This is a genomic window from uncultured Lactobacillus sp. (assembly GCF_944327175.1).
Taxonomy (GTDB): Bacteria; Bacillota; Bacilli; order Lactobacillales; family Lactobacillaceae; genus Lactobacillus.
This window is the reverse complement of the sequence record NZ_CALVGT010000024.1, coordinates 1-26420: the sequence shown is the minus strand read 5'-3', so window position 1 is coordinate 26420 and position 26420 is coordinate 1. Positions and strand designations below refer to the sequence as shown.

24 protein-coding genes are annotated in these 26420 nt (G+C 50.7%); 20 read left to right on the top strand and 4 right to left on the bottom strand.

The features are described from left to right. Positions 1-106 precede the first annotated feature (106 nt). Positions 107-1255, top strand: coding sequence for an N-acetylglucosamine-6-phosphate deacetylase (nagA, locus tag Q0J41_RS03610; protein ID WP_296226248.1), 1149 nt, complete (start codon positions 107-109; stop codon positions 1253-1255). 69 nt (positions 1256-1324) lie between these two features. Here the strand turns inward: nagA and Q0J41_RS03605 are convergent, their stop codons facing one another. Beyond that, on the bottom strand, positions 1325-1798 hold the full coding sequence (locus Q0J41_RS03605) for a nucleoside 2-deoxyribosyltransferase (RefSeq protein WP_296226246.1): 474 nt from the start codon (positions 1796-1798) through the stop codon (positions 1325-1327). A gap of 173 nt (positions 1799-1971) precedes the next feature. Here Q0J41_RS03605 and Q0J41_RS03600 point away from each other — a divergent pair, with 173 nt between their 5' ends. Further along, entirely contained in the window at positions 1972-2451 is a 480-nt protein-coding gene (locus tag Q0J41_RS03600; RefSeq protein WP_035183996.1) for a PTS sugar transporter subunit IIA, read from the top strand. A gap of 9 nt (positions 2452-2460) precedes the next feature. On the opposite strand, the gene Q0J41_RS03595 is transcribed toward Q0J41_RS03600, so the two are convergent. Beyond that, entirely contained in the window at positions 2461-3258 is a 798-nt protein-coding gene (locus Q0J41_RS03595; RefSeq protein ID WP_296226239.1) for a tyrosine-protein phosphatase, read from the bottom strand. A 197-nt stretch (positions 3259-3455) separates the two neighbouring features. Here Q0J41_RS03595 and Q0J41_RS03590 point away from each other — a divergent pair, with 197 nt between their 5' ends. The 6 genes from Q0J41_RS03590 to Q0J41_RS03565 all read left to right on the top strand — a co-directional run bounded on the left by Q0J41_RS03590 (position 3456) and on the right by Q0J41_RS03565 (position 9438). Beyond that, positions 3456-3929, top strand: a complete 474-nt coding sequence (locus Q0J41_RS03590) for a universal stress protein (protein ID WP_003611675.1) — start codon at positions 3456-3458, stop codon at positions 3927-3929. A gap of 419 nt (positions 3930-4348) precedes the next feature. Then, positions 4349-5290, top strand: coding sequence for a phosphate/phosphite/phosphonate ABC transporter substrate-binding protein (locus tag Q0J41_RS03585; protein WP_296226221.1), 942 nt, complete (start codon positions 4349-4351; stop codon positions 5288-5290). A gap of 117 nt (positions 5291-5407) precedes the next feature. Then, positions 5408-6178, top strand: coding sequence for a phosphonate ABC transporter ATP-binding protein (gene phnC / locus Q0J41_RS03580; RefSeq protein ID WP_296226218.1), 771 nt, complete (start codon positions 5408-5410; stop codon positions 6176-6178). A gap of 2 nt (positions 6179-6180) precedes the next feature. Further along, positions 6181-6981, top strand: a complete 801-nt coding sequence (gene phnE / locus Q0J41_RS03575) for a phosphonate ABC transporter, permease protein PhnE (RefSeq protein WP_296226216.1) — start codon at positions 6181-6183, stop codon at positions 6979-6981. Continuing rightward, positions 6981-7793, top strand: a complete 813-nt coding sequence (gene phnE / locus Q0J41_RS03570; RefSeq protein ID WP_296226213.1) for a phosphonate ABC transporter, permease protein PhnE — start codon at positions 6981-6983, stop codon at positions 7791-7793. The genes phnE (Q0J41_RS03575) and phnE (Q0J41_RS03570) overlap by 1 nt, the downstream gene beginning before the upstream one ends. 388 nt (positions 7794-8181) lie before the next feature. Further along, positions 8182-9438: an ATP-binding protein gene (locus Q0J41_RS03565; protein WP_296226210.1), complete on the top strand. Its 1257-nt coding sequence runs from the start codon at positions 8182-8184 to the stop codon at positions 9436-9438. Between the two features lie 50 nt (positions 9439-9488). Here the strand turns inward: Q0J41_RS03565 and Q0J41_RS03560 are convergent, their stop codons facing one another. Next, positions 9489-9611: a hypothetical protein gene (locus Q0J41_RS03560; RefSeq protein WP_296226208.1), complete on the bottom strand. Its 123-nt coding sequence runs from the start codon at positions 9609-9611 to the stop codon at positions 9489-9491. A gap of 123 nt (positions 9612-9734) precedes the next feature. Next, the gene (locus tag Q0J41_RS03555; RefSeq protein ID WP_296226205.1) at positions 9735-11360 is read right to left on the bottom strand and encodes a peptide ABC transporter substrate-binding protein; all 1626 of its coding nucleotides are present in this window, start codon (positions 11358-11360) and stop codon (positions 9735-9737) included. Positions 11361-11612: 252 nt separating this feature from the next. On the opposite strand from Q0J41_RS03555, the gene Q0J41_RS03550 reads away from it, so the two are divergent. From Q0J41_RS03550 to Q0J41_RS03495, 12 genes are all read left to right on the top strand, one after another. Then, positions 11613-12098 carry a hypothetical protein gene (locus Q0J41_RS03550; protein WP_296226202.1) on the top strand — a complete coding sequence of 162 codons (486 nt, stop codon included), beginning with the start codon at positions 11613-11615 and terminating at the stop codon, positions 12096-12098. Positions 12099-12155: 57 nt separating this feature from the next. Beyond that, on the top strand, positions 12156-13556 hold the full coding sequence (locus Q0J41_RS03545; protein ID WP_296226199.1) for a metallophosphoesterase: 1401 nt from the start codon (positions 12156-12158) through the stop codon (positions 13554-13556). A gap of 96 nt (positions 13557-13652) precedes the next feature. Next, positions 13653-15602 (top strand): asparagine synthase (glutamine-hydrolyzing), encoded by a 1950-nt coding sequence (gene asnB, locus Q0J41_RS03540; protein WP_296226197.1) that lies wholly within the window; start codon positions 13653-13655, stop codon positions 15600-15602. 33 nt (positions 15603-15635) lie between these two features. Beyond that, positions 15636-16895: a carboxylate--amine ligase gene (locus tag Q0J41_RS03535; RefSeq protein ID WP_296226194.1), complete on the top strand. Its 1260-nt coding sequence runs from the start codon at positions 15636-15638 to the stop codon at positions 16893-16895. Between the two features lie 368 nt (positions 16896-17263). Continuing rightward, complete coding sequence (gene nrdD, locus Q0J41_RS03530; protein WP_296226191.1) at positions 17264-19474, top strand: anaerobic ribonucleoside-triphosphate reductase; 2211 nt, start codon at positions 17264-17266, stop codon at positions 19472-19474. Between the two features lie 72 nt (positions 19475-19546). Beyond that, positions 19547-20269, top strand: coding sequence for an anaerobic ribonucleoside-triphosphate reductase activating protein (gene nrdG, locus Q0J41_RS03525; RefSeq protein WP_296226188.1), 723 nt, complete (start codon positions 19547-19549; stop codon positions 20267-20269). 17 nt (positions 20270-20286) lie between these two features. Continuing rightward, positions 20287-20844: an iron-sulfur cluster assembly protein gene (locus tag Q0J41_RS03520; RefSeq protein WP_296226185.1), complete on the top strand. Its 558-nt coding sequence runs from the start codon at positions 20287-20289 to the stop codon at positions 20842-20844. Continuing rightward, a complete protein-coding gene (locus Q0J41_RS03515) occupies positions 20844-22160 on the top strand; it encodes a DUF438 domain-containing protein (protein ID WP_296226183.1) in 1317 nt (438 codons plus the stop codon). Before Q0J41_RS03520 ends, Q0J41_RS03515 begins: the two co-directional genes overlap by 1 nt. A 99-nt stretch (positions 22161-22259) precedes the next feature. Continuing rightward, entirely contained in the window at positions 22260-23480 is a 1221-nt protein-coding gene (locus tag Q0J41_RS03510; RefSeq protein WP_296226180.1) for an MFS transporter, read from the top strand. 127 nt (positions 23481-23607) lie between these two features. Continuing rightward, a complete protein-coding gene (locus Q0J41_RS03505) occupies positions 23608-23946 on the top strand; it encodes a glutaredoxin domain-containing protein (protein ID WP_296226179.1) in 339 nt (112 codons plus the stop codon). Positions 23947-23970: 24 nt separating this feature from the next. After that, positions 23971-25923: a M13-type metalloendopeptidase gene (locus Q0J41_RS03500; RefSeq protein ID WP_296226177.1), complete on the top strand. Its 1953-nt coding sequence runs from the start codon at positions 23971-23973 to the stop codon at positions 25921-25923. Between the two features lie 284 nt (positions 25924-26207). Further along, the coding region (locus Q0J41_RS03495; protein ID WP_296226174.1) for a transposase at positions 26208-26420 on the top strand (213 nt) is incomplete at its 3' end.

Sequence of the window (26420 nt, the reverse complement as noted above, 5' to 3'; positions counted from 1 at the left end):
GAAATGGACAGTTTTATTTTTGCTCATTTTTTAGCAAAGCATTGACTAAAGCACTTACAGAGTTAAGAATAGTAAGAGAAAAAGATTGTTTTACTAAGGAGAAAAAATGCGCTATTACATTCATGCTGATCAGTTTTACCTGCCAAACGGCCGGGAAAAAGGCGGCTATTTAGAGATTGTTGATGGTAAATTCGGGGCCTACCTGCCAGAAGGTAGCCAAGTGCCGGACGCGGTGGACTATACTGGTTTCAGTGTGGCTCCGGGCTATGTCGATACCCACATCCACGGCTCTGTCAAGGAAGACGTGATGAAGAGCGACTGGGAGGGGATCAACCGCTTGTCTGAAGCCTTGCTGAGTGCCGGGGTAACCAGCTGGCTGCCAACGACAGTGACCGCGTCGAGCGAGCAATTGTCAGAAGTCTGCCGGATGTTTGCTGCTCACCAAGGAGAAGAGAGCGGGGCTAAGATTCAAGGGATCCATTTTGAAGGCCCATTTTTCACGGAAGAACACGCGGGGGCGGAAAATCCAAAATACATGATGGACCCAAGTCCGGCAGAACTAGACAAGTGGCTGGAAGCGTCAAAGGGGATGCTGAAGAAAATCTCTCTTGCGCCAGAACGTCCTGGAACGCCAGCTTTTGTAAGCTATGCTGTCAGCCGGGGAGTCAAGGTAGCCCTGGGCCACTCTAGCGCCAGCTACGACCAGACTAAGGCAGCCGCGCAGGCTGGGGCGACGATTTTTACCCACACCTTTAACGGGATGCCGGACTTCTCCCACAACCAGCCAAACATCGCTAACGCGGCCATGGCCCTGGAGAATATGGACAACGAACTGATTGCCGATGGCCACCATGTCACGCCTAGCGCCATCAAGGCCCTGCTGGCGGCTAAAGGCAAGGACCATATCGTTTTGATCACTGACTGCATGGAAGCTGGGATGATGCCGGATGGCGACTACATGCTGGGTGAACTGCCAGTATACGTTAAGGACGGGATGGCGCGCTTGAAGGATGGCGACAACCTGGCTGGCAGCGTCTTGCAGCTGAAGGATGGGGTAAAGAACCTGGTTGACTGGGGCTTGGCTGGCAAGGAAGAGGCTGTGTTGATGGCCAGCTATAACCCGGCCCGCAGCCAAGGCCTCTTGGACAAGTGCGGGGCAATTCGTCCGGGCCTGCCAGCTGACTTCTTGATTCTGAAGGATGATATGTCCCTAGCGAAGACCTACTTGAACGGGGAAATCCGCTGGGAAGAATAATAAGTATAAAGAAAAAAGCCTATCTTCCAAAATTGCGGAAGGCAGGCTTTTTGTTAGATATAGTTGTTTTTAGTATACGGCACCTTCGTAGAAGTCGAAGCGCGGCTTGTTGAAGTTGAAGTCCTTCAGCTGGCTCATCTTGATCACGTTGTCGCTGACGCCCCAGCTCATGAGGTTGATCGGCTTGCCGTAGTCTTCATCCGGGATGACCAAAAGGACGTACTTGCCTTGGCTCAAGGCGTAACCCAGTTCCATGCCCAGGCCGACGTCTTCTTCGTCAGGGATGTAGACACCCAGCATGACGTCGTTGGTCTTGATCCCGTTCAAGTCGTTGTTGTAGGTGGCCGTAGCCCAAACCTTGTCATGCAGGTATTCCGGGTGTTCATCAACCCGGATGCCCTTATATTGGTTTTCCAAAGGCACGTAGCTGTTTTCCAGGTCAATGGTTGGGTTTTCCTTGAGGGCTTCCATGGCTTCCTTGTAGGCTTTGTTTTGGCGGTCAGTGAACCAGCCGGCACCGAAGTAGATCGTCTTTTTTGGCATATCTTGTATTCCTTTCATGTCCGCGGCGAGATATTGTGTTTCTTTTTCTAGAATAACTTTACCATTTTCCGCCCCGGCTGACTAGTCAAAAATTAAGCCTTGGCGAAGTCGAGAGGGGCTAGAAAGCTTATAATAAAAGTAGTTGTATTTTTGAAAAAAGGGGTGGACTAAAAGTGACTGAAGAACTCTTAAAAGCGGAAAGCTGTTTTGTTTTGCGCGCCGAAGACCGGGCTGACATGTTTGCCCAAGTCTACAAAAAGCTGCTAGAGCAGGGGCTGGTAGCGGCCGGCTTTTTAGACCAGGTGGTGGACAGAGAAGAGGACTTTCCGACCGGCCTGGCCAGCTGCAATCTGGCCCCGGGTCTCCCCAACTTGGCTTTTCCGCACACGGAAGGCTGCTTCGTCAAGCAGCAGCGGGTCGTTCCCATTAAGCTGCTGGCCCCGGTCAGCTTCAAGAGCATGGTCGATCCCAGCCGCGAATTGCCAGTTGGCTTTTGCTTCATGCTGCTGGACCAAAAGGCAGACGGCCAGGCTGAACTTTTAGCCAGAACCATGACCTTCCTCAGCCAGGCTGAACCAGCAGCCCTCAGTTGGATTTTTGCCCAGACTGATCCTGCCGGCTTGTACTCTGCCCTGCGGGAAGAGGGCTTTTAATTCTGGCGCTTATTTCTCCAAGTATATCGTTCGCAAATCCAATAGGTCAGCATTAGAGAGACCGATCTGCTGGTGAAGGTAGGCATTGATGCTGCCGTAGTCCCGGTTGATGACATTCAGCAGGTACTTGAAGTAGTCCGGCTGCACAGTCTGCAAATCGCGGAAGGTCGCTAGGAGGCTGTCATCAGCTCCGGCGGCCTTTTCCTTGGCCAAAAGCTGGCTGACGAAGTCCTTGATTACTTCATTAGTGAAGAGGTAGTCTTTTTCAATGGTTTTCATCGGTACGCCCAAGGCCGTCAAGATCAGGATTGCCCCGAAACCGGTCCGGTCTTTCCCAGCCGTGCAGTGGAAAAGAACGCTCTCGCCGTCTTTTTCATTAGCCAGGAGAACTTCAAACAGGTGCTGGTAGGCCTTGTTGGCGTTCTTCCCGGTTGCCATGTTCTTGTAGGCCCACAGCATCCGCTGGTAGCCCCAGCCTGGATCCTGGCTTTCTCTCGCCATGTCGGAAATGCTCATGGTGGAGTTGGTCAAGTCCTCATCGAAAACCGGGTCGGCAAAGTACTCAACGCCCGCGATCTTCCGGTCCGGCTGCTTGTTTCTTTCAAAACTGGTCCGGAGGTCGATGTCGTATTTAAGGCCGTAGCGGCGCAGGTATTCCTGGTCTTCCTTGAGCAGGTCGGCTAAATGCCCGCTCCGGATCAGCTTGTGCATTTTGATCTTTTTGCCGGAAACGGTCTGGTAGCCGCCCAGTTCACGGAAGTTCCGGCCGCCTTTAACGGCCAGCAATTGCTGCTTTAATGAAGTCATTTTTCGAATCCTTTCTTAATTTTTATATCTGTATTTTCTTTTTATTGTTTTCTAGCGGTTGATTTTTTCATCCTGCTTAAAAAATGCTCCCCTGCAAGTTTAAGATGTAACAATTTTGCGAAAGCGCATTACTAAACTGTGACTTATGTTAAAATATAGATAAGCGAAATACGTAGATAGTACGGGAGATGAGCACTATGACTGAAGAAAAAATCAAAATTTTGGTACCTGTCGATGGATCTGAATCTGCTGAACGTGCTTTTGATAAGGCCGTGAAGATTGCCGCCAACAACGGCTACCACGTTGATGTTTTGAACGTGATCGACACCCGGCAGTTCATGGGCGAAATGCAGGACACCTTGATCTCAGGCGACACGATCTACCAAATGACCCAAGACTCAGAGGAATACCTCAAGAGCCTCAAGCAATGGGCCCACGACAACCTGGCCTTTGACGACATTGACTACCACATCCGTTACGGCAGCCCGAAGAGAATCATCTCTTACGACTTCGTCAAGGACCACGGCAACAACCTGATCGTGATGGGCGCCACCGGTTTGAACGCCGTTGAACGGATGCTGATGGGGTCAGTTACCGAATACGTCAACCAGCACGCCATGGCCGATGTCTTGATTGTCAGAACTGACGTCAACAACATGCCTGCCAAGTAAGCTGGCTGATAAAAGTATATCTTAAAAAGGGGACGTTTGGAACAATTTCCAAACGTTCTTTTATTTCCTGTTTATTTAACTAAAATTTTACTTTCGTTCGGATTTCAGCCAATTAAGTTAGTAGTTTGTGTAATTTTTCGCTATTTCATTAACTTTTTGCTGACAAAATTGGACCGTATCAATTAGTTTGGGTAAAAAAGCCGAAAAAAGCTTGCTAAAACCCGAATATTTCTGGTAAAATTGTTCCAGAACACAGAAGCGAGATTCGCCTAGCTGTCGTTCCGATGAGATTCATGAGCGTGAGAGCCGCCGATGGAGGAAGCTTTTGTGTGTGCCTCTCTCTGGCTGCTTTCAAGTTCATCCCTTATGCTGCTGTTGTACTGTTTTAACTTTCATTAACCATTTTTCAGGGGGAAATAATGAAAAAGTTCAAGAAAGCATTGTTTGGTGCTTTAACTGTTGCTGCTGCCGTGCTGGCAACTGCTTGCTCTTCAAGCAAGTCATCTTCTTCATCAAAGGGCTACACTCCATCAAAGTCACACCCTTTGACGATCCAATTTGTTCCTAGTCAAGCTGCTTCCACTTTGGAAGCCAAGGCTAAGCCGCTTGAAAAGATCCTTTCCAAGGAGCTCGGCGTTCCGGTTAAGATCTCAATGTCAACCGACTACAACACGGTTGTCGAAGCCATGAAGTCAAAGAAGGTTGACGTCGGCTTCCTGCCACCGGATGGTTACGTTCTGGCCCACAAGCAAAAGGCTGCTGACGTTCTGTTGCAATCTCTCCGTTACGGTGTAAAGCAGCCAGGCGGTAAGGCAACCAACAAGCTGGTTAAGTTCTACCGGGCAGAAATCCTGGTTAAGAAGGGGTCAAAGATCAAGAGCTGGAAGGACTTGAAGGGCAAGAAGATTGCCGTTCAAAACGCTACTTCTTCAGCCGGCTACATTTTCCCAATCGCTGAATTGAAGGAAAAGGGCCTGGACTTGACTAAGAAGGGCAACGCCAACCTGGTAACTGTAACTGGCCACGACCAAGCCGTGCTTGATGTTCTTAACGGGGACGTTGACGCTGCCTTCACTTTCGAAGACGCACGTAACACTGTTTTGGCTGACCAACCAAACATTATGAAGAAGGTTGTTCCGATCTACTTCACTAAGGGCATCCCTAACGACACTATCTCAGTTCGTTCAGACATGAGCAGCTCCTTCCGCAAGAAGCTGTCCAAGGCCTTCGAATCTCTGCGCGATGACAAGAAGAGCTTGAAGATTATCGAAAGCATCTACAGCCACGAAGGCTACACCCCTTCAAAGGACTCAGACTTCAACATCGTCCGCAAGTACGACAAGATGGCTGCTACGAAGTAGTCATTGATATCACAAAGACTATCAACTGAATACTAATAGTGAAATCGTGCCCCGCTTTAACGTAGGACACGATTTTCAATGAAAAAGCAAATTTAGTTATTTAAGGAGTTATTATTCATGGCAGAACAGCCGATGATCGAAATGAAGAACGTTACCAAGGTCTACGACAATGGTACCGTTGGTTTGAAGAACATCAACCTGAAAATCAACAAGGGTGAGTTCGTGGTAATCGTTGGTCTTTCCGGTGCCGGCAAGTCCACTCTGCTCCGGGCCATCAACCGCCTGCACGACATTTCTGAAGGAGACATCTTGATTGACGGTGAGTCAATCACCAAGGCCAAGGGTAAGAACCTGCGCCTCATGCGGCGCAAGATCGGGATGATCTTCCAAAGCTTCAACCTGGTTAAGCGTTCCAGCGTTTTACGGAACGTCTTAGCTGGCCGTCTGGCTTATTACCCAACCTGGAAGACTACTTTCAACCTGTTTACTGACAAAGACAAGCAAAGAGCTTATGAAGCCCTGCAAAGCGTTGGCATGGCTGAAAAGGTTTACTCTCGGGCTGACGAGTTGTCCGGTGGTCAGCAACAGCGGGTGGCTATCGCCCGGGTTCTGACCCAAAGACCGGAAATCATCCTGGCCGACGAACCAACTGCTTCTTTGGACCCGAAGACTTCCCGGCAGGTTATGGAAGACTTGAAGATGTTGAACGAAAAGTATGACATGACGGTCGTGGCCAACCTGCACTCAATTGAATTGGCTAAGGAATTCGGCCACCGGGTCATCGGTGTCCGGGCCGGGGAAATCGTATACGACGGCAAGATGGAAGACACGCCGCAAAGCGTCTTCGACAACATCTACAATGGCGGCAAGGGTAAGGAGGAAGACTAACAATGTCAGCAACTGACCGCGACATGTTAAAACTTCCAAAAAAGAAGTTTAAGATGTGGAACTGGGTCTGGCTCATCTTAATGATCCTGGGTCTGGTTTTATCTGTTAACAACACGCAGACCAGTCTGCCGGAATTTTTTGCCAACTTTGACCAGTTCGCGGAAATCTTCGTGCAGATGGCTCAGCCGGACTTGTCTTACGCCGGGACGGCTATCCCTTATCTGGTGGAAACGATCAAGATGGCCATCATCAGTACGGTTATCGGGTCTCTTCTGGCCTTCGTTTACTCACTCTTGATTGCCAGAAACATCGTCCACAACCGGGCAGTTACTGGTGTTCTGCGTTTCATCATGAACATCATCAGAACTATCCCAGACCTGCTCTTGGGTTCAATCTTCGTTGCCATCGTTGGTATCGGCCCGGTTGCCGGTATCCTGGCCTTGATCGTCTTCACCTTTGGTGTTGTTGTCAAGCTCTTCTACGAAGCCATCGAAACTATTGATCCAGGTCCAAGTGAAGCCATCAAGGCTGTCGGGGGCAACGGGATGAACAACATCATGTTTGCCGTTATGCCGCAGATTTTGCCTTACTTCATCAGCTACGCCCTGTACGCTTTTGAAATCAACGTCCGGGCATCCACGATCCTCGGTTACATCGGTGCCGGTGGTATCGGTCTGCAATTGAAGAACACTTTGGACATGTTCAGCTACAACCAAACGGGGATGATCATCCTGGTTGTCTTCCTGGTTGTTTTGGTCATCGACTTTGTTTCAACTAAAGCAAGGGAGGCTTTGATGCGCTAATGGATACGACAATGAAGAAATTACCACCAAAACCAATGACGGCCAAGACCAGAGCAATTGAGTGGGGCGGCTGGATCATTTCCATCGCCATCATCATCTGGTCCTGCACGGGCATCGACTTCGGCGGGATCAAGCCAACTGCCGGTCAGATTACCGGGGCGATCTTCAATGGTCTTTTCCACCCGGACTGGTCCTATGTTTATAACGGCAGCGGGGAAGACCTGGTTTCCCAATTGTGGCAAACCTTGTGTATTGCCTTCCTGGGTACTTTTATCTCCGCGGTTATTTCCGTACCTTTTGCCTTCTGGGCTGCCAACACCCGACACAAGAAGTTCTGGGTATCTGAAAGCGGGAAGATCGTTTTGACTTTCATCAGATCCTTCCCGGAAATCGTTCTGGCCTTGATGTTCATTAAGGCTGTTGGTCCAGGCGCTCCAGCCGGTGCCCTGGCCTTGGGTTTCCACTCAGTCGGGATGCTGGCCATGCTGTTCTCAGAAGCGATTGAAAGCTTGGATGATGGTCCAGCTGAAGCTATTACGGCGGTCGGCGGGTCCAAGTTCAACGTTGCAGTTTTCGCGACCCTGCCTGACTTGATGCCAGCCATCGTTTCCAATACCCTTTACCGTTTTGACGTGTCCGTCCGGTCCGCTTCTGTTTTGGGTCTGGTTGGTGCCGGTGGTATCGGATATCCTTTGATCATCGCCTTGAACTACCGGCAATGGAGCCGGGTCGGGATCATCCTTTTGGGGATCATCGTCATGGTTGTGATCATCGACTGGATCTCTGGTGCCATCCGGAAGAAGCTGGTTTAAAAATTATCTGAATAATAACTCTTTGAAAAGCTGTGGCGGTTGCCACGGCTTTTTTCATTTTGTTAATTACTGGCAGAGATGCTCCGGCTCTTGCTGCTCCTCTAGCTGGCTAGTTTGATGGAATTTATTGCCAAAATCATCCGTGACAAGTTTCCGACTTTGCTGATCGTGCTCTTGTTGATACTTTTCTTTAGGGCAACTCATGCGGCTTGGGACGCTTACTGGCGTTTCCGCAAAGATTTACGTGTTAATAAAATACGTAAAAAATACAATTAGCTTTTTATCTTTTTTGCATGCGAAAAAAACGCGCAAATTTGCTAATTATGTGTTAAAATTGATACGCAAAAAACACAATTAGCTTTTCGTGTTACGCAAGGAGAAGATGCAAATGCGTGAAACTAAAAACCTAGAATTTAAGGAAAAAGTATCTAATAAATTCCTCAAAACCGTTAGTGCTTATGCCAACTATGGAACTGGCAAAATTATTTTTGGCCTAACCGACTCTGGAAAAGCTGTGGGAATCAATGATCCAGTAGCTACTTGTCTAAAAATCGAAAATACAATTAATGATGCTATTAAGCCTAATCCTAAATATGATTTGGATATTGACTCAGACAAGAAGTTAGTTGTTTTGACCGTCCACCAAGGTAAGTTTCCCCCATATTTTTACAAGTCTAAGGCCTACAAACGCAATGATAGTTCTTCAATTGAAGTCGATCCTTTAGAACTGTCTGAATTAATTTTAAAGGGTAAAAACCGTTCATATGATAGCCTACCAGCGCCTAACCAAGATTTGAGCTTTGAATTTTTGAAGAGAACTTTTCAGCGAGACTTAGGCATATCTGATCTTACTCGTGATACCCTAATTACGCTCAACCTCTATGAACAAGGTTCAGGATACACAATTGCAGGGGAACTCCTTGCTGATCAAAATACTTTTCGCGGGATTGACATGGTACGCTTTGGGAGCGACATTAATACCATGCGAGAACGCGTCATCTATGAAAAGGAATCTATTCTAAGAGAATACGAAGAATCTATCACCAAATATCAACAATACTACCAGTATGAGCAAGTCGTTGGCGCATACCGGCAAAAGTTTGAGCTGATTCCTGAAGACGCCTTTCGTGAAGCCTTAGCCAACGCCTTGGTTCACCGGAATTGGGAAATCAATGCTCAAATCAAAGTAGCTATGTTTGACGATCGAATCGAAATTACCTCTCCTGGTAATTTACCTCAAGGTCTAAGCAAAGAAAGTTACTTAAATGGCGAAATCTCAGTTTTACGAAATCCAATAATTGCCAATATTTTCTTTAGACTAAAAATTATTGAGCAGTTTGGAACTGGGATTCAGCGAATTATTACTAGCTACAGTGATAGTACTATACAGCCTCAGTTCTCTGTTTCTGAGAATTCGGTCAAAATTATTTTGCCGATAATTCAAAATGAAGCTAGCTTAACTGGTGACTTGAAATTAGTATACGATTCTCTACAAAGCATCCCCTTAGCAACTTCTGACCTAATGCAAGTAACTGGCTTTAGTAGAAGCAAACTTGTTAAGCTCTTAAACGAGTTGATTGCACAAGGTTACGCTGTTAAATCAGGACGCGGACGCAGCACTAAGTACTGCCGAGCACAAAAATAAAGCTAAAGGCTAGATCACGTTATGTGATCTAGCTTTTTTAGATTACTTTTTCAGATTTGTTTTGCTTCTTCCGTTGCCTTTTGCCAGGCAGCCGCTTGGCCGGTCTGGGTGAAAAAATTGCCGCTAATTTCTTGACCTTGCTTGGCATGCTTTTGCTGATTTGACAGTGACAATCATCATTACTTGCTTCTTGCTTTTGTTGCCTTCCTTAGGCAAAAGAAAAGAGACTCGCGTAAGCCGCGAGCCTCTTTTCTTTATTTCTAGTTTGTTATCTATCGTATCGCTACTGTGACTTGTTATTTCAAGTAAGCGTACTTGAAGCTGTAGTTTGCCCCGGCGCCGTTGTAGATCACGCCCTTAACGCTAGGCTTGACCATCCAGGCTTCAATTGGGTGGTAGAGTGGGGTAACCCCTTGTTCTTCTAGCAGGATTTGTTCAGCCTTGGCCAGGTCCTTGAAGCGGTCAGCATCTGAGCTGGTCGTCTTGGAAGCAGCCACGTACTTGTCGTATTCCTTGTTGGACCACTTGCCGAAGTTGTATGAAGCACCAGTAGTCTGCAGGTCAAGGAAGGAAATTGGGTCAGCGAAGTCGGCGTTCCAGCCAGTTGAAACAACGTCAAAGTTGCCGCTCGTCATTCTGGTCAGCCGGGTCTTCTTCGGGATGCTTTGAACTTGAACGTCGATGCCCAGGTTGTTTTCCAGTTGGCTTTGGACGAATTCCGCTGCCTTCTTGGCCGTATCGTCATCATCGCCAAGGAGAGTGAAGGAGATCTTCTTCTTGCCGGTTTCCTTCAAAGCTTGCTTGTAGAGCTTCTTGGCTTCCTTGACATTGTAAGTCGTTGCCTTTTCAGTAGCCGCGTTCTTGACCGTGTCAGTGTAGTCCTTGTTACCAACCGTCGTCATGCCTTCTGGGTCAAAAGTCGTGGCTGGAGTAGCTGCCCCGCCCAGAGTTGAAGCCAGTTCCTTCCGGTTAATGGCCATGGAGATAGCCAAGCGGAGATTCTTGTTCTTGAATTCTGGGTGCTTCTTGATGTTGTAAGACAGGTACTGGGTCGTGGACATCTTCCGCTGGGTGTAGCCGGTCTTGCCCTTCAAAGACTTAGTGGCTTGGGCGTCCAGGAAGGCGGCATCAAGCTTGCCTGACTGGTAAAGGTTGTAGTCAGTTGATGGCGTCTTTTGCACGCTGAACTTGATCGTATCGAGCTTGATGCTCTTCTTGTCCCAGTACTTGTCGTTCTTGACCAGTTTCCAGCTCAAGTTAGACCCGGTCCAGCCGACTTGCTTATATGGACCGTTGTAGATCATGTACTTGGATGAGGTCGCGTACTTAGAACCCATCTTTTCAATGAACTTTTGGTTCTGCGGGAAGAAGAGCGGAAAGGCCATCAGCAGCTTAAAGTAAGGGATCCGCTTTTCCAGAGTAACCGTCAGCTTGTACTTGCCGTCAGCCTTGATCCCCAAAGCTGCTGGCTTCTTCTTGCCGGAAACGATGGCGTCAGCGTTCTTGATGCCGGAGAACAAATAGGAATATTCAGACGCGGTCTTCGGGTCGATGGTTCTGCGCCAGGAATAGACGAAGTCCTGGGCCGTAACCGGGTCCCCGTTGGACCACTTGGCGTTCTTCCTCAAAGTAAATGTCCAGGTCTTGCCGTCAGCGCTGTTCTTGGTAGAAGTAGCCAGGGCGTTTTGCACCTTGGCGTTCTTGCCTAAAAGGTAAAGTCCTTCTTCAACGTTGTTGATCTGTTCATAAGATGCCTGGTCAGTTGCCTTGGAGGCGTCCAAAGTTGCCATTTCCGCGGTGTTCATCCAGGTAAGGGTCTGCTTCTTGGTACTGCTTTGGGAGCTGCTTGACCCGCAGGCGGCTAAAGTGGCCGCGCTGGCTAAGATTACGGCTGAGCTGGCTAAAAGTTTCTTGCTTCTCATATTTTGTTGCCTTCTTTCTCTTGTAAAACTCATATATTATGACACGGGCAGATAGATGCAGCTAAACTACTGATCTAAGAGATATTACTAATTATAGCAAATAAATTAAAAAGCGCTAGTTGTACTTTAATTTTTTTGCCATTATTTTTAAGAAGCTCTTTTAATCCTTAAAAAAGCGCTTTGCCAAAGTAAAAAAAGCTATTCCAGACCAACTTTTTGCTATAATTAGGGTAAGATTGCAAGGAGGACAACATGGAAAAATTAACTACCATGGAGCTGGCTGACGAGTTGGCTGAAGCTCAAGACAAAATTCTTAACGGTGAAGCAAAGCTGGATACCGGCCGGGTTTACCAGGCTATCGATGATTTGGGCGTCTTGAACGATCCCATCAGCAATTACTTCGACCGGACCGAAGACGAATACTATGAAACTGAAAGTGACCACTACCTGGCCTTGACTAATTTGACTGGTAAGCTGGCTGACCTGCATGACCGCATCTTGACCAACCACGTGGACGGTTTCGTTGACAAGGATGAAATCAACTTGACTTATAATCACGAAGATGTTTATGTCGAAGGCAACTATGTGCCAAGAACCGACATGCACGTTTTGGTCTACGGGCTCAAGGTAATCGGGGCGGTTGAAGCCATCGCCGCTGCCGACCTGCGCAACGTCTTGTCCAAGGATGCCGTGCTTTCCTTGGGCCTGGCGGCACACGCTTTAGCAGAAAATCTATAATTGAGAGCCGGGGGAGGCCCGGCTTTTTGTGATTTTAGGCTTTTTGGAAGGGTAGAAATGGACCTGTTTAAATACACAAAGGGAATTATTGACAAGGCAGTTGGGGCTTCCAAGCTGCACGCCGTGCAAAAGAATGGCGGCGAGCTCCTGGATCCCATGCAGAAGTATCTGACGGTAGGGGAGTACCATGTCGATGCTCGCGACGCCACGCCTGACGGCCGGCCGTTTACCTTGACGGTCTACCAAGATGACCAGGGCATCCTGCACCAGGCGCTCAGTCCGGAAAGCACCGACAGCCTGGCCGCTGAATATGACCGGAAATTCGTGCCGGAACTGAACCGCTTCAAGGCTTTCCGCAGCCGGGAAACAGGCCGGCGCTATGTCGTGGAAGACTACCTGGCCCGCTTTGTCAGCGACGTGAAAAAGGAAATCCGGGAAGGGGACGACTCTGTCAATATCGGGGTCATTACCGACACCCACTTCAAGAACGTTGACAGCCTGGACTTCTACGGCTGGAACGGCTTAATGCATGTCAAAGAGTTTTCCTACCTGGACCAGCTGGATATTTTGGACCTCAAATGCCACCTGGGCGACTGGATCGACGGCTCTGACGCCGGCCTCATTAGTGAAAGCGAACTGATGAAGTTGCGGGACTCCTTTAAGTCCAGCAAGGTGCCTTACCTCATGATCAAGGGCAACCATGATGAAAACGACAAGTTTGACGAGCACCATGACCTGAAGGCCAGCTTCCCGGAGCGGGAGTTTGAGAAGATTATGTGGCCGGATATGTACCGGCAGCGGGAATTGGGCTACATTTCCCGCCAGCACGGGGTGGCCTGGTTTGACCAGGGCCATGTCCGGGTGATCAGTCTGAATACGTCAGATATTCCCTACATTTTGGATGAAAAAGGGCAGAAAAAGTACGATGTTAAATTGACCCTGGGGGTACGGGAAGACCAGGTGCAGGAACTGATCGAAATCCTGCAGCAGTCAAGCGGCAAGCAGGTCATCCTGCTCAGCCACGCCAACCCGATCAACCGGAAGGGCGGCAATGCCTTGAAGTATAACGGGCGGTCCCTGCATGAACTCTTGGTAGCTTTCAACCAGAAGGAAAAGGGCCGGATGCACTCCAGCAAGGACGTGCCAGCGGAATTCCGCTTAAGCAACGACTTTGACTTCACCAAGGTCAAGGACGCCCGGATCATCGCCTACTTCTGCGGCCACCGGCATGTGGAAGACCAGTACCGGATAAACGGCATCCAGTATGTCCTCTTCAACTGCTCAGCCTTGATGGGCCCAAGCCACCAGCTGACGACCAAGTATAACAGGAACTTAAACCGGAAGATGGACCACCAGAATGAATTTGCCGGCTATGTCGTCAACCTGGACCTTTTCCGGCGGCGGATCAAGGTCTTTGGCTATGGGGCCGCGACCAGACGGAGAATTTTTTTCATTTAGGTAAAGATTGACAAGGACTCTGTAAACATTAGAGCCCTTGTTTTATAATAAGAAGTTGACTTTATAGAAACTAACTAGAATTAAGGGAGAGAAAATATGTGCGGAATTGTCGCCTTTTACGATCCAGAAATCAATGACAAGCAGGCGGCCATCGGTAAGATGATGGCTACCATCCAGCACCGGGGACCAAACAGTGACGGGATGTATACCAACGACAAGGTAGCCCTGGGTTTCAGAAGACTGTCGATTATCGACCTGCGGGGCGGTAGTCAGCCAATCTACAACGAAGACCGCAGCCGAGCAATCATTTTCAACGGGGAAATCTACAACTTCAAGCCCTTAAGAGAGGAACTGATCAAGGCGGGCCACACCTTTTCCACCAAGGCCGACACTGAAGTCATCCTGCACGGCTATGAAGAATGGGGGATGGACGGGATCCTCAAGCGGCTCCGGGGGATGTTCGCCTTTATCATCTGGGACGACAATACCCAGACCATGTACGGGGCCCGGGACTTCTTCGGGATCAAGCCGATGTACTACCAGGACGTGGACGGCCACCTTTTGGTCGGCTCAGAATTGAAGAGCTTTTTGCCCTTCCCTCATTTTAAAAAGGAACTGAATACCGAAGCCGTCAAGCCATACCTGATGAACCAGTACAACGACCTTAAGGAAACCTTCTTCAAGGACGTCTACCGCTTCCAGCCAGGCCACTGGTTCGAATACAAGGACGGCAAGATGAAGACCCACCAGTACTGGGATGCTGAATACAAGGACAACAACCTTTCCTTTGAAGAAACGGTCAAGAAGATCAACGAAGACTTGAAGGAAACGGTTGACCTTTACCGTAACGCCGACGTTAAGGTCGGGTCCTTCCTTAGTGAAGGGGTTGACTCCAGCTTCTTGACGGCCCTTTTGGACCCGGATGAAGTCTTCTCCATCGGCTTTGACGACAATACCTACGATGAAGCTTCCAAGGCCAAGGCCCTGGCCGACATCAACGGCTGGCACTTCTACGCTGACAAGGTCTACTCAGAAGAAGCCATGCGGGACTTCCCGGAAATGCAGTACCATATGGACGAACCAGACGCCAACCCGTCAATCATTCCTTTGTGGTACCTGTGCAAATTGGCTAGAAAGCACGTGACCGTTGCCTTGTCCGGGGAAGGGGCCGATGAGCTTTTTGCCGGCTATGTCAACTACGGGATGCACACCCACAACAATGTCATCAAGGTCTTTACTGACAAGCTGAAGAAGCTGCCAAAGGGCAAGCGGGTTAAGCTGGCTCATAAGATCAAGAAGATGCCAAACTTCCCGGGCAAGGTGCACCTTTACACCAACCTGGCTGAACCAAGCGAATTCTACGTGGGCCAGTCAGTCATCTACGACATGGACTACCCGACCATCTTCACTTCCAAGGACGCTAACGCTGTCTTGCAGCCGAGCTACCGGAACAAGCTGACGGTTAACGGCAACTACCAGGAAGACTTCAAGAAGGTCAAGGACCTGGACAATGTCAAGCAGATGCAGTACATCGACCTGCACCACTTCATGCTCAACGACATCGAGCAGAAGGCTGACAAGATTTCCATGGCCCACTCCCTGGAACTTCGGGTGCCTTACCTGGACGTGAAGATCGCCGAACTGGCCAACTCTATTCCAAGCAAGTACCTGGTCAACAAATATGACACCAAGTACGCCCTGCGCAAGGCTTCAGAACAGGTCCTGCCAGATGAATGGGCCAAGCGGCCGAAGCTGGGCTTCCCGACGCCAATCAAGCAATGGCTGCAGGAAGAGCGTTTCTACAAGCAGGTCAGAGACCTCTTCAGCGAAGACTTCGTCAATGATATTTTTGAACAAAAGAAGATCCTGGACCTGCTGGATGAGAACTACAATGGGGACGGTTCTCACCGCCGGCAGATCTGGGCAATCTACACCTTCCTGGTTTGGTACAAGCTCTTCTTCGTTGACTACGAGGAAACCGTGCGCAAGTACCAGCACGTGCAGCCGGAAGTGGCCAGCTTGATCGCCCAGGGCAAGCTGCTCTAATCCAAAAAGAAGAGAAAGAGAATTTAATTACTAATGGCTAAATTTACACCAATTTTGCTTGGCAGCGACATCAACGTTTACGGGATGGCGCGGTCTTTTAACGAAGCATATGGCATCAAGGTCCAGGCTTGGGCGGCAGCGCAATTGGCGGCCACCCGCTATTCCAAGATCGTGGACGTTGAAGTGCACCCTGGTTTTTCCGAAGACCCGGGCTTCATGGAAGTCATGCAGGAAAAAATCAAGGAATACCAGAATCATGAAGAGCTAGTCATTCTGATCGCTTGTGGGGACGGCTATGCGGAACTTTTGGCTAAGCACAAGCAGGAACTGGAAGGGACCTTCGTCGTTCCTTACATCGACTACCAGCTTTTGGAAAAGCTGATCTCTAAGGAAGGCTTCTACGAGGTCTGTGAAGAATACGGCCTGCCTTACCCGAAGACCAAGATCATCAAGCTGGCTGACTACCAGGATGGGTCATATGCCGATGTGCCTTTTGCCTTCCCGGTTGCCTTGAAGCCGGAAGACCCGGTTTCCTGGCTGGATGTCCAGTTTGAAGGGCGGAAGAAGGCTTTTGTCATTAAGGATCTGGATGAATTCAAGGACATTGTGGGCAAGATCTACACCAATGGCTACAAGGAAGACTTGATCCTGCAGGACTTCATCCCGGGCGACGACTCCAACATGCGGGTCTTGAATGCCTACGTGGACAAGAACCACCAGGTCAAGATGATGTGCCTGGGCCACCCGCTTTTGGAAGACCCGACTCCGCAGTCAATTGGGAACTACATGGCTATTTTGCCGGCCTATGACGAAAAGCTCTACGAGACTGTCCAGACCTTCCTGGAGAAGATCAACTATGTCGGCATGGCCAACTTCGACATCAAGTACGATGCCCGCGACGGCCAGTACAAGTTCTTTGAAATCAACCTCCGCCAAGGCCGGTCCAGCTTCTACGTGACCTTGAACGGCTACAACCTGGCCAAGTGGTACGTGGAAGATTACGCTGAAGACTCCTTGGCCGGCCAGGAGACCGTCTATGCCAACAAGCTGGAGAGCAGCCACATGCTCTGGCTGGGCGTGCCGGAGAAGATCTTCAAGGAATATGCGGTCGACAACGAGGCCAAGCAGGCGGCCTTGAAACTGATCGATGCCGGCCAGGTGGGGACGACCGTCTTCTACGACCAGGACGGCTCCTTTAAGCGCTGGCTCTTGATGAAGTACATGTTCCACAACTACTACAAGCGCTTCAAGACCTACTTCCAGGTTAACAAGGGCCAGTACTTCGATAAATAGCCAATACTTTTATAAGCCCTTGATGAAAATCAAGGGCTTTTTTTTCACCTTTTTAAAATTTTCGAAGCGCTTTGCCAAAAGGATAAAAATATTTGCTCTAACAAAATATTCTTTTTTTAAAAATATACGGGCTCCAAGTCCCGTGACAACTGAATTCTGCTCTGCTGTTTAACACAAACGCGTCTTTGTATAGACCACAATATCTGGTAGTTTGTGCTATGCTTATCTCATAAACTAAACAAGATGTGGTGGTTATCCACACTTAATCTACAAGATAGTCTACTGCTTGTGGTCAACTCGCTTAAACAGCCCCAGAGGCTGGATGTAAAAAACGTAAAGTATTTTTGAGAGATAAGAGGTTAATTGTCATGTTAAAGCCAGCAGCAGAAACTGTGAGCTTGAATTTCGCTAACGCGCCAAAGAAGTTCATCAAGCGCGACGGCGCCCCATTTAAATTTGAACAATTCAAGCTGGAAATGGTTCTGGATGAACTTGGCCTGGAAGACAGCGAAATCAAGGCTGCCGTTTTGAGCAAGGTTTACGCCAAGCTGGCCGCCTACACGGTTGACGCCGTTCAGGTCCACGATGCTTTTAAGGCCAGCTTGAACGAACTGGGCTATCTGAATGAAGCCAGGGAATACGAAGCCAAGCGGCAGGAAGACGAAGCTGACTGGCGGGCAGAAACTGACACCAAGCAGCGCCTGGCCAAGCTGGTCGACAAGGACCCAAGCATCGTCCACGAAAATGCCAACAAGGACTCTGACGTCTTTGCCACCCAGCGGGACTTGACTGCCGGGACGGTGGGCAAGACGGTCGGCCTGACCTTGATGCCTCAGCACATCGCCAAGGCCCACCTGCGCGGGGACATCCACTGGCACGACCTAGACTACACGCCCCTTTCACCAATGTCCAACTGCTGCTTGATCGACTTTGACTACATGCTCAACCACGGTTTCAAGATCGGCAACGCCTTCGTGGAAGTGCCGAACTCCATCCGGGTGGCCACCAGCCAGGTAGCCCAGATCATCACCAGCGTGGCTTCCAGCCAATACGGCGGCTGCTCCTTTGACCGCTGCGACGAAGTCCTGGCGCCTTTTGCCGAAAAGAACTACAAAAAGCACCTGGAAGAAGGGCGTGAATTTATCGACGACGAAGACAAGGTGCAGGCTTTTGCTAAGAAGCGGACCCAAAAGGACATCTACGACGCTATGCAGAGCCTGGAATACGAGATCAACACCATGTTCTCCAGCCAGGGGCAGACGCCTTTCACCACCTTGGGCTTCGGTCTGGGGACCAACTGGATTGAAAAGGAAATCCAAAAGGACATCTTGAAGGTCCGCATCGAAGGCCTGGGTCGGGAACACCGGACAGCCATCTTCCCGAAGCTGGTCTTCACTTTGAAGAAGGGGCTTAACCTCCACCCGGGCGACCCGAACTACGATGTTAAGAAGCTGGCTCTGGAATGTGCTACTAAGCGGATGTACCCAGACGTTTTAAGCTACGACAAGATCATCGACATCACTGGCTCATTCAAGGCCCCGATGGGCTGCCGGTCCTTTCTGCAAGGCTGGAAGGATGAAAATGGCCAGGAAGTCAACTCCGGGCGGATGAACCTGGGCGTGGTTACTTTGAACCTGCCAAGAATCGCCATGGAAAGCCAGGGCGACATGGACCACTTCTGGGAAATCTTCAATGACCGCTTGGAACTGGGCCGGCAAGCCTGCGAATACAAGGCTAAGAAGGTCACTGAAGCTAAGCCGGTCAACGCTCCAACCCTGTACGAATACGGCGCCTTTGGCCAAGGGGTTGGCGATGATGGTGACGTCAACGACTTATTCAAGAACGGCCGGGCTACGGTTTCCCTGGGCTACATCGGCCTTTACGAAGTTGGCACGGTCTTCTACGGGCCAGACTGGGAAAAGAACCCGGAAGCCAAGGCCTTCACTTTGGAAGTGGTCAAGAAGCTGCATGATGCCTGCGCCAAGTGGGAAAAGGAAGACCCGAACCACTACCACTACAGCGTTTACTCCACCCCAAGTGAAAGTCTGACTGACCGTTTCTGCCGCCTGGATACGGAGAAGTTCGGCAAGGTCAAGGACATCACGGACAAGGAATACTACACCAACTCCTTCCACTATGACGTCCGCAAGCACCCGACCCCATTTGAAAAGCTGGACTTTGAAAAGGACTACCCATACTACGCTGCCGGTGGTTTCATCCACTACTGCGAATACCCGAACCTGAAGCAAAACCCGGCCGCCCTGGAAGCTGTCTGGGACTGGGCTTACGACAGAGTCGGCTACCTGGGTACCAACACCCCGATCGACAAGTGCTACGAATGCGGCTTTGCCGGCGAGTTCAAGTCAACCGCCAAGGGCTTTGAATGCCCGCAATGCGGCAACCACAACCCGGAAACCTGCGACTGCGTCAAGCGGACCTGCGGCTACTTGGGCAACCCGCTGAAGCGGCCAATGGTTCACGGCCGGCATGAAGAAATCGCCCACCGGGCCAAGCACATGAGCTTGGGCATGGTCAGCGAGGAAGCCAGCTTGGAAAAGCAGAAGAACAGCCAATACTAAACGAAAAGAATTATACTAATAGGCAGGAGGCTTTCCTGCCTATTTTTTAGTCAAAAGCAAAGGAGAAGCGAGATGCCAGAGAAAGACAAGAATCAGCAAGAAGGCCCTGACGTCCGGGACAACCTGATCCGGATCAGCGTCGGCGGGGAAACGGTCTTTGTGGACGCCAACCAGTACAAGGCTAAAAATGCCGGTCAGACGGCCAAGCCCCGGAAGATGAAGCGCCAGCCCAAGAACCCTAAGCCGGGCGAATGGATCTCAGAAGATTACAGCAAGCATAAGATTGCCGACTACAAGCCCTTCAACTTCGTAGACGGGGAAGGGGTTCGCTGCTCCTTATACGTGTCCGGCTGCCTCTTTGACTGCCCGGGCTGCTACAACCTGGCCGCCCAGAACTTCAACTACGGCCGTCCCTACACCCAGGAATTGGAAGACCAGATCATTGCGGACATCGGCCAGTCTTATGTTCAAGGCTTGACTTTGCTTGGCGGGGAACCCTTTTTGCACACCTGGGTCTGCAACCGGATCATCGACCGGGTCCGGGCCGAATACGGCCACAGCAAGGACATCTGGTCCTGGTCCGGCTATACCTGGGAAGAACTTTTGAAGGAAACCCCGGACAAGGTGGAAATGCTCAAGAAGCTGGACATCCTGGTTGACGGCCGCTTCATGGACAACTTGAAGGACCTGACCCTGCAGTTCAGAGGGTCCAGCAACCAGCGGATCATCGACGTGCAGAAGTCCCTCAAGAGCCCGGACCTGCACCCAGTCATCTGGGACAAGCTGCAGAGATAGTTTTTTAGCGAGGAAAAATGAACGAAGAAAAACGCGCCTTGGTTAACCAGATTATCGGCCAGCTGCAGACCGTCATCGACCCGGAGCTCCTGGTCAATGTGGTCGACCTGGGCCTCATCTACGGAGTCGACATCGATGATGAGGGCAACTGCCTGGTGACCATGACCTTGACCACAGCCGGCTGCCCCTTAAACGACTACCTCAACCGGGAAATCCGCCAGGCGGTGGGCCAGCTGGCCGCCATCAAGCAGGTGGACATCAAGCTGGTCTGGTACCCGGTCTGGACCCCGGACCGCTTAAGCGAGCAGGCGAAAAAGCAGCTGGGCATCAAGGAAGAGCTGGCTCCGGCGGCTAAGGAGATCAACCTCCACCAGCCGATCAAGACTTTCGCTGACCAGTATCCGGAATTTACCGAAGATATGGCCGAGATCGGCTTCAACCGGATTAAGATTCCGGGGATGCTGGACACGGTGGGCCGGCTGATGACCCTGCCGATGGGCTGCCGGGCCATGGGCTTTGACCTGGAAGAGGTCAAGGAGAAGCTGCGCTTGAAGGGATACGAGGTGACTGAGTGATGACCATGTCTTTAAAAGAGCGGCAGGAGAAGCTGCTGGAGATCTTGCGCCTTTTGCGGGACAAGGGAGACTTTGACCAGGCCAAGGCCATGTTCAATGAGGCTTTTTCTTCAGTCTCAGTCAAGGAAATCACGGAAGCTGAGCGGGCCTTGATCGCCGGTGGCCTCAATCCCCAGGAAATCCAGAACTTGTGCACGGTCCACGCGGAAGTCTTCCGGGGATCGATCGGCGAGCAGGAAGCAGGGGAGGCTTTTGCCCGGCCCGGCCACCCGGTCCAGACCTTAAAGCAGGAGAATGTCGTTTTGACTTCTTTGGTTAACGACGCCCTTTTGCCAGACCTGGCCAAGTATGAAGCCAATCCGGCCCCGGACCTTCTGGCCAAGATCAAGCGGGAGCTGGCTGACCTGGCCCAAGTGGACAAGCACTACACCAGAAAAGAAATCTCCATGTTTCCCTTGATGACCAAGTACGGCATCACGGCCCCGCCCCAGGTCATGTGGGGGGTAGATGATGATATCCGGGGCTGGATCAAGGAGTCCCGGCAGGCGGCTGAAACGGGCGAGGCAGAACTTTTGGCCAAAAAGGTCAAGCGGGCGGCTAAGGAAGTCACCGAAATGATCTTCAAGGAAGAGGCGATCATGCTGCCGCTCTTGACAGAAGTGGCGACTCCGGCTGATTGGCTCAGGGTCAAGGAAGACGAGGTCCGGGTGGGCTACTGTTTGATTCCCAATCCGCCAGCCTGGCGGCCATCCGCGGCCGAACTGGCTGAGAAAAAGGCAGCTGACCCGGCAGCGATCGCCAAGTGGAATGACCAGATCGGGGCTTTTGCCGGCCAGCTGGGCGGAAATGAAGCCGAAAACTACCAAAAGCTGGTGGAAGTTGAGCAGACGGAGGAAAAAGCCCGGCCGGCCCTGACGGACTCCTTTATTGAGTTCGCGGAAGGCAGCCTCAGCTATGAGCAGCTTTCGGCTGTCCTGGACCTTCTGCCCCTGGACCTGGTCTTTGTGGATAAGGACGACGTCATCCGCTACTTTGGCGGCAGCTGCGGCTTTTATCCCCATTCTAAAAACGACCTGGGCATGAACCTGTTTAGCATTCACATGCCCAAAAGCGTGCCTAAGGTCAAGGCTATCGTGAATGACCTCAGAAGCGGGAGAAAAGACAAGCATGCCTTCTGGTTTGAAGTTCGGGGCCGCTTCGTCTATATCCAATACCTGGCGGTCAGAAACAAGGCCGGGGAGTACCTGGGCGTTTTGGAAGTCCTGCAGGATATTACCGACCTGCGCGCCTTGCAAGGAAAGAAGAAAGAGTTGTAGAATTATAATAAAGAGAGAAGCCATGACTTGCTGAGTCGTGGTTTTCTTATTGCCTGGAGTATTTTTAGCAATTAAGTTTAGAAAAGGAGGAATGGAGAAATGAAAACTAAACACGGACAGAGCCAGTTGCCGGAAATCGCGCTGCCCTGGCTGGTCGTGGCCGAACTGGCTACTTGGATCGGGGCCAGCTTCATTTGGCCACTGACTTCCGTTTACCTAAACAAGCGGTTGGGGATCAGCCTGTCGGTAATCGGGATCGTCCTCTTCTGCAACTGCGCGGCCAATATGCTGGGGTCGACCATCAGCGGCCGGCTTTTTGACCGGCTCAATCCTTATCCTTTGATTGTGGGCGGGATGCTGCTGGATGCCCTGGTTCTGTTGGCCATGGCCTTCTTCCATGGTTGGCCGGTTTACTGGGTCTGGCTGGCCTGTACGGGCTTTTTAGGGGGCTGGAACGGGGCCCTGGTCAATTCCATTGCCACCAGCCTGCGCAAGTATCCGGGCCGGTATGTCTTCAATATTCTCTACTTCTCCCAGAACCTGGGGGTGGTAATCGGGACCTTGATTGTCGGCTACCTTTACGACTACTCAATTGAGCTGCTCTTTATCATAGCCAGCTGCCTTTTCTTGATCGGGACTTTAGTTGCCTTCTGCAAGTTTAAGCCGATCGTGGCCTACCATGCCCGCCGGCAGGAGCAGAAGAAGACTGGCCAAAGCCCACTGAAGGCGGAAAAGATGCCGAAGGCCAACTTCTGGATGACCATGGGCTTCTTCATCACCCTGGGTGTAACCTGGCTGATGTACATGAACTGGGAGTCCAACCTGTCCGTTTACATGGTCAGCCTGGGGATTCCTTTCCACCTCTACTCAACTTTGTGGACGATCAATGCCGGCATCATCGTGGTCGTGCAGCTGATTTTGGCCCGCTTCCCGCGGATCTTCAAGAGCATCTACCAGCAGATCTATTTCGGGATTTTCATGTTTGCCGTGTCCTGGCTGACCTTGATTTTTGCCAAGACCTACCCGGGCTTCGTCTTGTCCATGTCGATCTTGACCTTGGGTGAATCGACGGCCTTTTCCGCCATTCCGGCCTATGTCAATGACATGTCGCCGTATTCCAGCAAGGGCAAATACCAGGGGATGACCCTGGTGGCCAGCGGGGTCGGCCGGGCCTTCGGGCCGCTTTTCGGCGGGACCCTGATCGACCTCTTCGGCTACAAGGCCATGTTCGTGGTCGCCAGTTGCGGCATCTTCCTTTGCCTTTTGGCCCTCTTGCCGCTGAGAGCCAAGCTGAAGGACCAGGTGCATTTCTTCAAGTAGAGCATTTTTAGCATTTTTGCAAAAGTAAGACTGGATTTTCATTCCGGCCTTATTTTTTTGCACTTTGATTGAAAGGGAAGCAGTTAACGGGTAAAATAAGAAAATAGTGAGAAAAGGAGGAAAAAACATGCTTAAGGTTTACGGGACAAAAATCTGTCCGGACTGCATCGCCTGTGAGGCCAGTTTTAAAAAGCATGGCATCGACTACGAATTTATCAATATTTTCGCGAATATGCCGGATTTCAAGGAATTTTTGCGCTTGCGGGATGCCAGTCCCGCCTTTGCTCACGCTAAGGAGCAGGGCAACGCGGGGATTCCAGCCTGCGTCAAGGAAGATGGGGAAATTTTTACCGACTGGGAAGGTTTCTTAAAGGACCAGGGCTTAGAGCCAATCTGGCCGGAAGCTGCCGATCAGGCCAAGGTTGAAATTGAAGCTCAGTGCGACCTGCGCCAGCACAACTGCTAGCTGAAAAACAAGGAGGAATAAAAAATGAACAATAAATTTGCCGTCCGCGGCGGCAGCGGCGACACGACTGTCGTTGACAAGACTGCCCGCCCGCAGGACAACCTGTATTTGGCCGTTAACTCTGACTACCTGGACCAGCTGGAAATCCCAGCTGACCGGTCCCGCATGGGAAGCTTTGACCAAATCGCTGAAAACGTGGAAAAGAGCTTGATGGCTGACTTCGCGGCTTTTGCCAGCGGGGAAAAGGAAGTGCCAAACCTGCCGAACCTGGCCAAGGCTGTTGAACTCTACAAGCTGGCCAAGGACTTTGACAAGCGGAACGCTGACGGGGCAGAACCAATCCAGGCTGACTTGCATAAACTGGAAGGATTGAATAGCTGGGCTGACCTGCAAGGCGCGGCAGCTGCCTTGGCCAAAGAAGGCTTTGACCTCCCATTCTCCTTCTCCGTTGACGCGGACATGAAGAATACCAAGGTCAACACGGTTTACTTCGGCGGTCCTCACATCTTCTTGCCAGACACGACCACTTACGAAAGCCCGGACGCTGAAAAATTACTGGGCGTTTTGAAAGAACAGTCCCTCAAGCTCTTCCAAATGGCCGGAGTCAGTGAAGAAAAAGCCGCTGAATACGTGGACGGGGCCCTGGCTTATGACCAGCGCCTGGCTAAGGTAGTCAAGTCCAGCGAAGAATGGGCCGACTACCCGGCTATGTACAACCCGATTTCATTGACGGACTTCAAGGGCAAGTTCACTAGCTTTGACATGGGCCAGTTCCTGGCAGGCTTCCTTGGCGAAGAACCAGAAGTTTTGATCAACACGGAACCGCGCTACCTGGACCAGGCTGAAGGCCTTTTAAACGAAGCAGGCTTCAGCGAAATCAAGGGCTGGATGCTGGTTAAGTTTATCAATGACGCGGCCTCCTCCTTGTCGCAAGAATTCAGAGAAGCCGCCTTCCCGTTCAGCCAAGCTTTGACCGGCCAGCCGCAACTGGCCAGCGGGATCAAGCAGGCCTACCGGATCGCCAACAGCACTTTCAGCGAAGTTGTCGGCGTCTACTACGGGCAGACCTACTTCGGGGCCGCCGCCAAGGAAGACGTTTTGGGCATGATCAAGCGGATGCTGAAGGTCTACGAGGACCGGCTGGCCAAGAACGACTGGCTCTCCCAGGCGACTAAAGACAAGGCCATCACCAAGCTGCAGGCCTTGATCTTGAAGGTTGGCTACCCGGACAAGATTGAAGACATCTACAACCGCCTCCAGGTTACCCCAGCTTCAGCCGGCGGCAACCTTTACGGCAACCTGCAGGCCGCCAGCCAGGAAAGCATCAAGTACAGCCTGGAGAAGCTCCACCAGCCGGTTGACCGGACTGTTTGGCTGATGCCAGGCAACCTGGTTAACGCCTGCTACGACCCGCAGAGAAACGATATCACTTTCCCAGCGGCCATCCTGCAGGCACCGTTCTATAGTGCTGACCAAAGCCGGGCAGCCAACTACGGCGGGATCGGGGCCGTGATTGCCCACGAAGTTTCCCACGCCTTCGACAATAATGGGGCCCAGTTCGATGAATTCGGCAATATGAAGAACTGGTGGACCGAAGCTGACTACAAGGAATTTGCTGACCGGACCAAGGCGGAAATCACCCTCTTTGACGGGCTCAAGTTCGGCCCGACTACTTTGAACGGCAAGCAGATCGTGTCTGAAAACATCGCTGACCAGGGCGGCTTGGCCGCGGCCATGACCGCCTGCAAGGAAGAAGGGCAGAGCCTGGAAGACTTCTATGTCAACTGGGCTAGAGTCTGGGCAGAAAAGTCCCTGGAAGCAGCCATCAAGATGATCGTTTCCGTTGACGTGCACGCGCCAGGCCCTCTGCGGGCGAATGTCCAGGCTCAGTGCCAGGACGAATTCTACGAGACCTTTGACGTCAAGCCGGGCGACGGGATGTACCTGGCTCCGGAAGACCGGGTCAAGATCTGGTAGTTTTTCATAAAATTTCATAAACAACAAAACATACTAATCTAGTGTTGGATGATTACTCGACGGAGTAGTCGTTCAACACTTTTTCTTTTACCATGTAAAGTGGAGATGAAGCCAATGCCGCGCGTCTTTTGGACACTCGATGTCGTAAGCAAAACGGGCAGCTTCACCATTCAATTGTGAATCTCGTCTAAGTATGTTGGCTGCTAAAGTCCTGTTGAGAAAATTAGATCTGATTGAATTGGGTGAAGGCAGCTCATCTCCAAGCAAAGCGGAGGTTTATTCTTATGGATTTATTGAAAACTGTTTTCGGTATTGATGTTAGCAGCCGGAAGTCTAACGTATGCATTATGGTCAATGGCCAAAAAGTTAATGACTATGCCATCTCCAACGATATGGTAGGCTTCAATCAGCTGCTAGATGATCTTAAACAGGTTACCAACCCGCAAATTATCTTTGAAGCTACTGGCGTTTACTCCAGAAGACTCCAGGCGTTTTTG

What these genes read in the sequence shown, in the direction of transcription:
- Q0J41_RS03565 (WP_296226210.1), top strand. Translation starts at nt 8,182, where the DNA reads ATGCGTGAAACTAAAAACCTAGAATTTAAGGAAAAAGTATCTAATAAA.
- phnC (WP_296226218.1), top strand. Translation starts at nt 5,408, where the DNA reads ATGGCAGAACAGCCGATGATCGAAATGAAGAACGTTACCAAGGTCTAC.
- nrdD (WP_296226191.1), top strand. Translation starts at nt 17,264, where the DNA reads ATGTTAAAGCCAGCAGCAGAAACTGTGAGCTTGAATTTCGCTAACGCG.
- Q0J41_RS03605 (WP_296226246.1), bottom strand. Translation starts at nt 1,798, where the DNA reads ATGCCAAAAAAGACGATCTACTTCGGTGCCGGCTGGTTCACTGACCGC.
- Q0J41_RS03520 (WP_296226185.1), top strand. Translation starts at nt 20,287, where the DNA reads ATGAACGAAGAAAAACGCGCCTTGGTTAACCAGATTATCGGCCAGCTG.
- Q0J41_RS03510 (WP_296226180.1), top strand. Translation starts at nt 22,260, where the DNA reads ATGAAAACTAAACACGGACAGAGCCAGTTGCCGGAAATCGCGCTGCCC.
- Q0J41_RS03535 (WP_296226194.1), top strand. Translation starts at nt 15,636, where the DNA reads ATGGCTAAATTTACACCAATTTTGCTTGGCAGCGACATCAACGTTTAC.
- nrdG (WP_296226188.1), top strand. Translation starts at nt 19,547, where the DNA reads ATGCCAGAGAAAGACAAGAATCAGCAAGAAGGCCCTGACGTCCGGGAC.
- Q0J41_RS03550 (WP_296226202.1), top strand. Translation starts at nt 11,613, where the DNA reads ATGGAAAAATTAACTACCATGGAGCTGGCTGACGAGTTGGCTGAAGCT.
- Q0J41_RS03545 (WP_296226199.1), top strand. Translation starts at nt 12,156, where the DNA reads ATGGACCTGTTTAAATACACAAAGGGAATTATTGACAAGGCAGTTGGG.
- phnE (WP_296226216.1), top strand. Translation starts at nt 6,181, where the DNA reads ATGTCAGCAACTGACCGCGACATGTTAAAACTTCCAAAAAAGAAGTTT.
- nagA (WP_296226248.1), top strand. Translation starts at nt 107, where the DNA reads ATGCGCTATTACATTCATGCTGATCAGTTTTACCTGCCAAACGGCCGG.
- Q0J41_RS03590 (WP_003611675.1), top strand. Translation starts at nt 3,456, where the DNA reads ATGACTGAAGAAAAAATCAAAATTTTGGTACCTGTCGATGGATCTGAA.
- Q0J41_RS03505 (WP_296226179.1), top strand. Translation starts at nt 23,608, where the DNA reads ATGCTTAAGGTTTACGGGACAAAAATCTGTCCGGACTGCATCGCCTGT.
- phnE (WP_296226213.1), top strand. Translation starts at nt 6,981, where the DNA reads ATGGATACGACAATGAAGAAATTACCACCAAAACCAATGACGGCCAAG.
- Q0J41_RS03585 (WP_296226221.1), top strand. Translation starts at nt 4,349, where the DNA reads ATGAAAAAGTTCAAGAAAGCATTGTTTGGTGCTTTAACTGTTGCTGCT.
- Q0J41_RS03555 (WP_296226205.1), bottom strand. Translation starts at nt 11,360, where the DNA reads ATGAGAAGCAAGAAACTTTTAGCCAGCTCAGCCGTAATCTTAGCCAGC.
- Q0J41_RS03500 (WP_296226177.1), top strand. Translation starts at nt 23,971, where the DNA reads ATGAACAATAAATTTGCCGTCCGCGGCGGCAGCGGCGACACGACTGTC.
- asnB (WP_296226197.1), top strand. Translation starts at nt 13,653, where the DNA reads ATGTGCGGAATTGTCGCCTTTTACGATCCAGAAATCAATGACAAGCAG.
- Q0J41_RS03595 (WP_296226239.1), bottom strand. Translation starts at nt 3,258, where the DNA reads ATGACTTCATTAAAGCAGCAATTGCTGGCCGTTAAAGGCGGCCGGAAC.
- Q0J41_RS03515 (WP_296226183.1), top strand. Translation starts at nt 20,844, where the DNA reads ATGACCATGTCTTTAAAAGAGCGGCAGGAGAAGCTGCTGGAGATCTTG.